Consider the following 9,291-nt stretch of genomic DNA (forward strand, 5'->3'; position numbering starts at 1 on the left):
AACCTTTGACTAGTTGGTGCCATTCCCTGGCGAGACCGTGCCCACATAGAGCCAGTAGGTCTCCGAGTGGCCTTGCAGGTCGACGGGGTAGGAGTGCGCCGCGGCGTCGTCGAAGACCTGCGCCATCACCTCCAGCAGCGCCGGGGCCTCCGCCGCCGACCACACCACCACGGTGCCACCCGGAGCCGTGGCCTGTCGCGCATCGGCCAGCGCGGGCGCCTCGTAGAGAGCCCCGTTGGCGTCGTGGACCAGATAGCCGGGGCCGTTGTCGACGTCGAGCAGCACGACGTCGTACGCCTCGGCGTTGCTCTCCCGCAGGACCACCGCCACGTCGGCGACCTCGATGCGGACGCGCTCGTCGTCCAGGAGCTCCGGGCCGTGGGGGATCCGGCCGGTCCGCATCCACTCGACCAGACGCGGCTCGATCTCGACGACCGTCACCGCCTCGACCCGCGGGTCGCCCAGCACGGCCTCGAGGGTGAACCCGAGCCCGAGTCCGCCGATGAGCACCTGCTTCGGGTCCGGGTGCAGCTCGAGGGCTCGCGTCGCGAGTGCCTTCTCGGTCGAGGTCTCCCGGGTGTCCATCACGAAGATCCCGTTGGCCCGCAGCTCCAGGTGTCCGTCCGCCCGGTGCTTCAGGACCAGGCCACCGTCGACGATCACCGACTCCATCCCATTCACGCGACCACCTCCGTAGCGCAAGCGCCAGAGTACGGACGCGGTCGCGTGAAATTCTGTTGGTTCACTCGCTGACGCTCGCTCACGGTTCCATTGTGTCGGATGTGGGTACCGGTCCTGCCATGAGCGATGACAACACCCAGTTCCCCGTCCAGCAGCAGGAGCCTCCGGGGCTCACCGGTGAGATGGACCCCGTGCCCGACCACGGCGAGTCCAGCTATCAGGGCCACGGCCGCCTCGATGGCAAGGTCGCGCTCATCACCGGTGCCGACTCCGGCATCGGCCGCGCGGTCGCCATCGCCTACGCCCGCGAGGGGGCCGACGTGGCCTTCACCTACCTCCCCGAGGAGGAGCCGGACGCGCAGGAGACCTCGAAGCTGGTCGAAGAGGCCGGCCGTACGCCGCTGGCCATGCCGATCGACCTGCGCGAGCGCGAGGCGTGCGACGAGGTCGTCGAGCGCACCGTGCAGGAGCTCGGCGGCCTCGACATCCTGGTCAACAACGCCGGCTACCAGTTCGCCCGCGACAAGGGCCTGACGGACATGGACGACGACCGGATCGACCGGACCTTCAAGACCAACCTGTACGCCCTCCTCTGGCTGACCCGGGCAGCCGTCCCGCACCTGAAGAAGAGCCAGGGCTGCGTCATCAACAACGCCTCCATCCAGGCGTACGAACCCTCGACCAGCCTGCTCGACTACGCCGCGACCAAGGCGGCCATCAACAACTTCACCGTGAACCTCGCTGCCGAGCTCGGACCCGACGGGGTCCGGGTGAACGCGGTGGCGCCGGGGCCGATCTGGACCCCGCTGCAGCCGGCGACGCAGGCGCCGGAGAAGGTGCAGAAGTTCGGAGCCAACACGCCGCTGGGGCGCGCCGGTCAGCCGGCCGAGGTCGCGCCGGCCTTCGTGTTCCTGGCTTCGCCGGCCGAGGCGTCCTACGTCTCCGGCACCGTTCTCGGGGTGACTGGGGGACGGCCGGTGTTCTGATGGTCACGAGCAGCTCTCACGGTGGCGTGATCGAGGGTGGTGGTCCGGACGAGGGGCCGGAGGAGCGGATCACCCGAAACTGGAACGAGCTCCTCCAAGAGCTTCGGGTGCTGCAGACCGGCGTGCAGATCCTGACCGGTTTCCTGCTGACGGTGCCCTTCTCGCCCCGCTTCCCGGATCTGGCCGACCATCAGCAGACCATCTACCTGGTGGTGCTCGTCGGCTCGGTCATCACCACCTCCCTGATCATCGCCCCGGTCTCCTTCCACCGGATGCTGTTCCGCCGCCGGCAGCGGCGCTGGCTGGTCACGGCCTCCCACCTCTGCGCCCGCGCCGGGCTGGTGGGCTTCGCGATCGTCTCGGCGCTGGTCGTGCTGCTGGTCTTCGACGTCGTCCTCACGTTCAGTGCCGGCCTCATCGCCGCCGCGTCCGTCCTGGTCCTCTTCGTCGCGCTGTGGGCGGGACTGCCGCTGCTCAACGGGCGGAACAACTCTCACTGACCCCATGTGATGACCGCCACACCGGGAGTACGCTGGTCGGAAACCGAGTCTGGTGGGCTTATGTGGTCGTTCTTCTGGATCCTCGTCGCGGTGCTGCTCGGAGTGGCTGAGGCGTTCACGATGACGCTGGCGTTCGCTTTCGTCGCCGGCGGGGCGCTGCTTGCCGCGGGCAGCGCGGCTCTCGGCGCACCGGTGCTGGTGCAGCTGCTCGTCTTCGTCGTCGCGGGCGGCGGCAGCGTGCTGCTGGTGCGGCCGGTCGCGCGTCGGCACATGGCCCTGCCGCCGGCGGTCAAGGACGGCACCGACGCTCTCATCGGTCGTCAGGCGGTCGTCACCGCGGAGGTCAGCTTTGATCACGGGCTGGTGCGCCTCGCCGGTGAGGAATGGTCGGCCAGGCCCTATGACGAGGACCTGATCATCCCGGTCGGTTGCCGGGTGGACGTACTCGAGATCGACGGCGCGACGGCGCTCGTGCACCCGCGCGACCCGCTGTCGCTGTCGCCTTAGAGGAGGGCGTACGAGATGGAACTTCTGCTGATCGTTCTGGTCATGGTCGCACTGGTGGTGGGCGCGGTGGCCTCGACGGTGCGGATCGTGCCGCAGGCCCGGCGCTACAACATCGAGCGGTTCGGGCGCTATCGGATCACCCTGCAGCCGGGGCTCAACTTCGTGATCCCGCTGGTGGACCGGGTCAACACCAAGCTCGATGTGCGCGAGACGGTCTACTCCTCCAACCCCCGGCCGGTGATCACCGAGGACAACCTCGTGGTCAACATCGACACGGTGCTCTACTACCAGATCACCGACCCACGAGCCGCCGCGTACGAGGTCGCGAACTACCTGCAGGCGATCGACCAGCTCACCGTCACCACGCTGCGCAACCTGATCGGCTCGATGGACCTGGAGCGCACCCTGACCTCGCGCGAGACGATCAACGCCCGGCTGCGCGAGGTGCTCGACGACGCCACCGGGAAGTGGGGGATCCGGGTCAACCGGGTCGAGATCAAGGCGATCGACCCGCCGGCCTCGATCAAGGAGGCGATGGAGAAGCAGATGCGTGCCGAGCGTGACAAGCGTGCCGCCATCCTGCACGCGGAGGGCAAGCGGGCCTCGCTGATCCTCGAGGCCGAGGGCACCCGGCAGCGGTCCATCCTGGAGGCGGAGGGCAACCAGCAGGCCCGCGTGCTCGAGGCCGAGGGTGAGGCCACGGCGCTCGAGCGGGTCTTCCAGGCGGTCCACGCCAACGACGCCGATGCCAAGGTCCTGGCCTACAAGTACCTCGAGATGCTGCCCTCGCTCGCCTCGCACGGCAACTCGTTCTGGGTCATCCCTGGCGAGCTGACCGAGGCGATGCGTACGGTCACCGGTGCCTTCGCCGACAACGCCTCCTCCCTGCGGCAGGCGAAGCCGTCGGAGAACGGCGCCGACCCCCGACGTACGCCTCCGGTCCCCTCACCTCGCGACGCCATCGAGCAGGCCGAGCACGAGGCGGCCAAGGCGGTCGAGGCGGCGCACGAGGAGTCGGCCCGGGCGGATCGCATCATCGGGTGACGTAGAGCCTCGGCAGCGGTGACCGAAAACCTGGTGCGGCGAGCAGCCACGGGCTGACAGCATCGGGTCATGTCGCTGCCCACTCCGACGCTCGTCACGACCCGGTTGCGGCTGCGGCCGTTCACCGACACGGATGCGGATGACCTTTTCGCGTTGCAGAGCGACGCCCACGTACTGCGCTACTGGGACTCCCCGCCGTGGACCGATCCCTCCCGTGCCGGAAGGTTCATCGCCCGGTCTCGGGAGATGGCGGAGGAGGGGGTCGGTGTCCGGGTGGCCATCGAACGAGACGCTGTCTTTCTCGGCTGGTGCACCTTCAACTCGTGGAACCCGGACTTTCGCAGCGCGTCGCTGGGCTACTGCCTCGGCAAGGCGGCCTGGGGCCATGGCTACGCCACCGAGGCGGCTGGTGCCGTGCTGACCTGGGCCTTCGACACTCTCGACCTCAACCGGGTCCAGGCGGAGGCCGACACTCGCAACGCTCCCTCCGCCCGGGTGCTGGAGAAGCTCGGGTTCATGCTGGAGGGCACGCTTCGCGAGGACTGTGTGGTGGACGGGGTCGTCTCCGACTCGTGGGTCTTCGGACTGCTTCGCCGGGAGTGGTTCGCCCGGCAACGGGGTACCGCACGGGCATGAGCCACGAGCAGCTACCTGCAGAGGGGCCCGACGACCCCGAGTACACCGAGGAGTCCGGGCAGGTCTCCGAGACCCAGCGCCTCGACGAGGACGAGAGCGGCACGCCGATCGCGCCCGCGGACTCGACGGCGGGCTATCCCGACTCCGAGTCCGGCCGCCCGGACACGCGGGGGTCCGGACCGAGCGAGGCGCCGCCCGAGAACCGGCGCGACAACGACGTCTAGAAGCCCCTGCTCAGCGCCGGCGTCCGCTCAGCGCTCCTTGGAGCGCACCCGGATGCCGGTGAGCGGGATCGTGGTGGTGCCGGAGGGGTCGGTGAAGAAGTCGTTGCCCTCGCCGTCGACGACGATGAAGGCCGGGAAGTTCTCGACCTCGATCTTCCAGACCGCCTCCATGCCGAGCTCGGGGTACTCGAGCACCTCGACGGACTTGATGCAGTCCTGGGCGAGCCGGGCGGCGGGGCCACCGATGGAGCCGAGGTAGAAGCCGCCGTAGGTCCCGCAGGCCTCGGCCACCACCTTGGAGCGGTTGCCCTTGGCGAGCATGACCATCGAGCCGCCCGCGGCCTGGAACTGCTCGACGTAGGAGTCCATCCGGCCGGCGGTGGTCGGGCCGAAGGAGCCGGACGCCATCCCCTCCGGCGTCTTGGCGGGCCCGGCGTAGTAGACCGGGTGGTTCTTCAGGTAGTCGGGCATCTCCTCGCCGGCGTCGAGGCGCTCCTTGATCTTGGCGTGCGCGATGTCGCGGGCCACGACCATCGGGCCGGACAGGGAGAGGCGGGTCTTGACCGGGTGCTGCGACAGCGTCGCCAGGATCTCCGACATCGGCTGGTTCAGGTCGATGTCCACGACCTCGCCCGCCGCGATCTCCTCGGCCATGCCGGCGTCGGGCATGTACTGCGCCGGGTCGGTCTCGAGCTGCTCGAGGAACACCCCGTCACGGGTGATCTTGCCCAGCGCCTGGCGGTCGGCGGAGCAGGAGACCGCGATCGCCACCGGACACGAGGCGCCGTGGCGGGGCAGGCGGACGACGCGTACGTCGTGGCAGAAGTACTTGCCACCGAACTGGGCGCCGATCCCGAAGGACTGGGTGAGCTCGAAGACCTTCTCCTCCAGCTCCGTGTCGCGGAAACCGTGGGCCGACATCGACCCCTCGGTCGGGAGGTTGTCGAGGTAGTGGGCCGAGGCGTACTTGGCCGTCTTCAGGGCGAATTCGGCGGAGGTGCCACCGATGACGACGGCGAGGTGGTACGGCGGGCAGGCGGCGGTGCCGAGCGAGCGGATCTTCTCGTCGAGGAAGGTCAGGATCCGGTCGGGGTTGAGGATCGCCTTGGTCTCCTGGAACAGGAACGACTTGTTGGCGGAGCCGCCGCCCTTGGCCATGAAGAGGAACTTGTACTCCGGGCCGTTCTCGCCCTCGGTGGTCGAGTAGATCTCGACCTGCGCGGGCAGGTTGGAGCCGGTGTTCTTCTCCTCGTACGTGGTCAGCGGCGCCAGCTGGGAGTAGCGCAGGTTGAGCTTGGTGTAGGCGTCGAACACGCCCCGCGAGACCGTCTCGGCGTCGTCGGCGCCGGTCAGCACGCCCTCGGACTTCTTGCCCATCACGATCGCGGTGCCGGTGTCCTGGCACATCGGCAGGATCCCGCCGGCGGAGATGTTGACGTTCTTGAGGAGGTCGAGCGCGACGAAGCGGTCGTTGCCGGAGGCCTCGGGGTCGTCGATGATCTTCCGGAGCTGGCGCAGGTGGGCCGGGCGGAGGTACTGGTTGATGTCCTTCATCGCCTCGGCGGTCAGCCGGCGGATCGCCTCGGGGTCGACCTTGAGGAACTTGCGCCCGTCGACCTCGATCTCTTCCACCCCCTCGCTGGTGATCAGCCGGTAAGGAGTGTCGTCCTTACCGGTCGGGAGGAGGTCGGAGTACCGGAACTCAACGTCAGCCACGGAAGGGAATCGTACGCCGCCGCGGCCCCGGTCCCGGCGTCGGCTCCGGCGCCGAGACCGAGGGCCACGACATCCTCAGGAGTGGTCGTGGACGACCACGCCGCGGATGTTGGCGCCGTTGAGCAGGTCGTCGTACCCCTCGTTGACCTGTTCGAGCGTGTAGGTGCGGGTGATGAGCTCGTCCAGCTTGATGTCGCCCTTCTGGTAGAGCCCGAGGATCCGCGGGATGTCGTACGTCGGGTTGCAGTCGCCGAACAGGCTGCCCTTGATCGTCTTGCGGAACAGGGTGGTGACCGCGCCGGAGAGCTGGATCGTCGGCTCGGTGAGCTTGTTGAGACCGGTGAGGACCAGCACCCCGCCCTTGCCGATCACGTCGAAGCCGTCGGTGACGTTCTCGGCGGTGACCAGGCCCTGGGTGAGGATGGCGGAGTCGGCGAGCTGGCCGCGGGTGAGGTTGGTGACCTCGGCGAGCGCGGAGCCGGCGTCGGCGAAGGCGTGGGTCGCCCCGAGCTGGAGGGCGGCCTCGCGCTTGTTCTCCAGCGGGTCGACGGCGACGACGTACTTCGCTCCCGCGAGCCGTGCGCCCTGGACGGCGTTGATGCCGATGCCGCCGATGCCGTAGACCACGACGGTGTCGCCGGCCTTGACCGCCGCGGTGTTGACCGCCGACCCGAAGCCGGTGGGTACGCCGCAGCCGACCAGCACGGCCGACTCGAGCGAGAGGTCGTCGTCGACCTTGACCGCCGAGTTCTGGTGGATGACGCCGTACTGGCTGAAGGTGCCGAGCATGCACATCGCGCCGTACTGCCCGGCGGGGCCGGTGATCGGGAACCGCTCTCCGGGCAGGTAGCCCTCCAGGATGGTCGCGCCCATGTCGCAGATGGACTGCTGGCCGTTGGAGCAGTAGCGACAGGTGCCGCAGTTGGGGATGAAGGAGCACACCACGCGGTCGCCGGCCTTGACCCGGGTGACGCCGGGACCGACCTCCTCGATGATGCCGGCACCCTCGTGGCCGAGGACCATCGGGAGCCGGGCCTCGAGATCGCCGTGGGCGATGTGCACGTCGGAGTGGCACAGGCCCGCATGGGTGTAGCGGATCAGCACCTCGCCCGCCTGGGGCTTGTCGAGGTCGAGCTCCTCGATCACGATCGGTTTGCCGGGCTCGTAGACGACGGCTGCCTTGGTCTTCATGCTGACTCCTAGCGTGTTCCGGGATGGGAGCGGGGGACCCTTGCCACGGTCCCAGCGCGGCCGGCCGCCGGGTGTTCAGAACCTGAACAGTTCGCTTCCGGTCCCCACCACCGCCGGTTAATGTGACGTAAGCCACATTCGATGGGGGGATGTTGTGCCGACCTCGACGTCAACGCCGGAACCGTCAGCGCCGGAGCGGATCGCCGCGTCGTGGCATCGCTCCCGGCTCGCCGGAGTCGACCCGGTGCGAGCCCACGGCTCGCTCGCGCCGGTCGACATCGACCCGCACGGATCGCTGTACGAGGCGGCCGGCCCGGTCCTGAAGGAGCTGGCCGAGAACCTCGACGGCACGACGTACGCCACGGTGCTGGTCGACCGCGACTGCCGGATCGTGCACCGCTGGTGCGGCCGGGCGCAGGTGGCGAGGGCCTTCGACGGCCTCGGGGTCGACCTGGGCGCCAGCCTGCTCGAGGAGCGACTCGGCACCAACGCGCCGGGCACCGCGCTCGAGACCAGGCTCCCGGTGCAGGTGCACGGCCCGGAGCACTTCGCCGAGATGCTGCGCGACTTCAGCTGCTTCGCGATGCCGATCCGGCACCCGGTGACCCACCGGATCGAGGGCGTCCTCGACATCACCTCCCTCGCCAGCGACGCCAACCCGCTCCTGCGGCCGGTGGTGCAGCGCGCGGTGACCGACATCCAGCGGCGCCTCCAGGACGGCAGCCGCACCACCGACAAGCAGCTGCTGCTGGCCTTCCATGAGGCCGTGGTGGGGTGCCGCGGTGCGCTGGTCGCGGTCGGCGAGAACCTGACCGTGGCCAACCAGACGGCCCAGGACACCCTGACCGGCGCGGACATCGCCGTCCTGCGGATCCTGCTCCAGGACGTACACCTTCCGGGGGCGACGGTCATGGACATGAACCTGGAGTCGGGGGAGTCGGTCCATGTGCACGCCGAGGTGCTCGACACCCGCCGCCTGGCCGCACTGGTACGCATCGAGCCCCGCGAGCCACGGCGCGGCCTCTCGGTCGGCGCGCTGTCCGAGACCGCACGGGAGGCGGGCACGATCCTGGTGGCCGGACCGCCGGGCTCCGGGCGTACGTCGCTGGCCAGGGAGCTCGCGCCGTCCTCGCCGATCACGCTGCTGACCGGCGCCACGACGGTCCTGGAGGGCGACGGCAACTGGGCCAAGCAGTTCCGGCGCCGGATGGCGGCCGGCGTGGGCACCGTCATCATCGACGGTCTCGAGCTGCTCTCCGACGCACTGCTCGGCGTCGTCGCGGACGCGCTCGATCGCCCGGACCGGGCTCACGTGGTGATGGTCTCGGCGCCGTTGGCCGAGCTGTCCGAGCACACCGCGGCGGTGGCCGCGCTGGCCTCGCGTGTCGAGGAGAAGCTGCCGCTGGCCGCGCGGCGCGACGAGATCCCCGGGCTGGCCCGCCAGCTGCTCTCCGGGATCAACCCGGACGCCTTCCTGACCCCCGGCGTCGAGCGGATGCTGGTCGAGCACCGCTGGCCGGGCAACGTACGCGAGCTGCGTGCGGTGCTGGTCCATGCCGCCGCGCGGCGCCGGTTCGGCGCGATCGTCGCGGCCGACCTGCCGCCGAAGCTCGGCTCCGTCCCCGGCCCGCGGGCGGCCGTGCGGCCGCTCGACCAGGCCGAGCGCGACGTCATCGTGCACGAGCTGACCAAGCACGACGGCAACAAGGCCGCGGTCGCCCGCGAGCTCGGGATCTCGCGCACCACGCTGTACGCCAAGATGCGGGCGCTGCGGATCTCGACCTACTAGAGGTATCCCGCTGTGTG

The 9,291-nt window shown here is 69.5% G+C and carries 10 protein-coding genes; 7 read left to right on the forward strand and 3 right to left on the reverse strand.

The genetic code is table 11. The annotated features are described in order from the left end of the window. Positions 1 to 9: 9 nt before the first annotated feature. Positions 10 to 672 (reverse strand): spermidine synthase, encoded by a 663-nt coding sequence (locus ACZ6WN_RS25405; RefSeq protein WP_465868817.1) that lies wholly within the window; start codon positions 670 to 672, stop codon positions 10 to 12. A 128-nt stretch (positions 673 to 800) separates the two neighbouring features. On the opposite strand from ACZ6WN_RS25405, the gene ACZ6WN_RS25410 reads away from it, so the two are divergent. The 6 genes from ACZ6WN_RS25410 to ACZ6WN_RS25435 all read left to right on the forward strand — a co-directional run bounded on the left by ACZ6WN_RS25410 (position 801) and on the right by ACZ6WN_RS25435 (position 4,578). Then, entirely contained in the window at positions 801 to 1,667 is an 867-nt protein-coding gene (locus tag ACZ6WN_RS25410) for a glucose 1-dehydrogenase (RefSeq protein ID WP_465868689.1), read from the forward strand. After that, positions 1,667 to 2,167, forward strand: coding sequence for a DUF6328 family protein (locus ACZ6WN_RS25415; protein ID WP_465868690.1), 501 nt, complete (start codon positions 1,667 to 1,669; stop codon positions 2,165 to 2,167). The genes ACZ6WN_RS25410 and ACZ6WN_RS25415 overlap by 1 nt, the downstream gene beginning before the upstream one ends. A 9-nt stretch (positions 2,168 to 2,176) precedes the next feature. Continuing rightward, positions 2,177 to 2,674, forward strand: a complete 498-nt coding sequence (locus tag ACZ6WN_RS25420; protein WP_465868692.1) for an NfeD family protein — start codon at positions 2,177 to 2,179, stop codon at positions 2,672 to 2,674. Between the two features lie 15 nt (positions 2,675 to 2,689). Continuing rightward, a complete protein-coding gene (locus tag ACZ6WN_RS25425) occupies positions 2,690 to 3,718 on the forward strand; it encodes an SPFH domain-containing protein (RefSeq protein WP_465868694.1) in 1,029 nt (342 codons plus the stop codon). Positions 3,719 to 3,787: 69 nt separating this feature from the next. After that, positions 3,788 to 4,354: a GNAT family N-acetyltransferase gene (locus tag ACZ6WN_RS25430; protein ID WP_465868696.1), complete on the forward strand. Its 567-nt coding sequence runs from the start codon at positions 3,788 to 3,790 to the stop codon at positions 4,352 to 4,354. Further along, positions 4,351 to 4,578 carry a hypothetical protein gene (locus ACZ6WN_RS25435; RefSeq protein ID WP_465868697.1) on the forward strand — a complete coding sequence of 76 codons (228 nt, stop codon included), beginning with the start codon at positions 4,351 to 4,353 and terminating at the stop codon, positions 4,576 to 4,578. The genes ACZ6WN_RS25430 and ACZ6WN_RS25435 overlap by 4 nt, the downstream gene beginning before the upstream one ends. A 27-nt stretch (positions 4,579 to 4,605) precedes the next feature. Here the strand turns inward: ACZ6WN_RS25435 and ACZ6WN_RS25440 are convergent, their stop codons facing one another. Together ACZ6WN_RS25440 and ACZ6WN_RS25445 are read right to left on the reverse strand one after the other, a co-directional pair. Beyond that, positions 4,606 to 6,294, reverse strand: coding sequence for a fumarate hydratase (locus ACZ6WN_RS25440; RefSeq protein WP_465868699.1), 1,689 nt, complete (start codon positions 6,292 to 6,294; stop codon positions 4,606 to 4,608). A gap of 75 nt (positions 6,295 to 6,369) precedes the next feature. Then, positions 6,370 to 7,485, reverse strand: a complete 1,116-nt coding sequence (locus tag ACZ6WN_RS25445; RefSeq protein ID WP_465868701.1) for an NDMA-dependent alcohol dehydrogenase — start codon at positions 7,483 to 7,485, stop codon at positions 6,370 to 6,372. Positions 7,486 to 7,639: 154 nt separating this feature from the next. Between ACZ6WN_RS25445 and ACZ6WN_RS25450 the strand changes: the two genes are divergently transcribed. Continuing rightward, positions 7,640 to 9,274, forward strand: a complete 1,635-nt coding sequence (locus tag ACZ6WN_RS25450; RefSeq protein ID WP_465868703.1) for a sigma-54-dependent Fis family transcriptional regulator — start codon at positions 7,640 to 7,642, stop codon at positions 9,272 to 9,274. Positions 9,275 to 9,291: the final 17 nt, after the last annotated feature.

The organism is Nocardioides sp. NPDC054178, assembly GCF_055585005.1.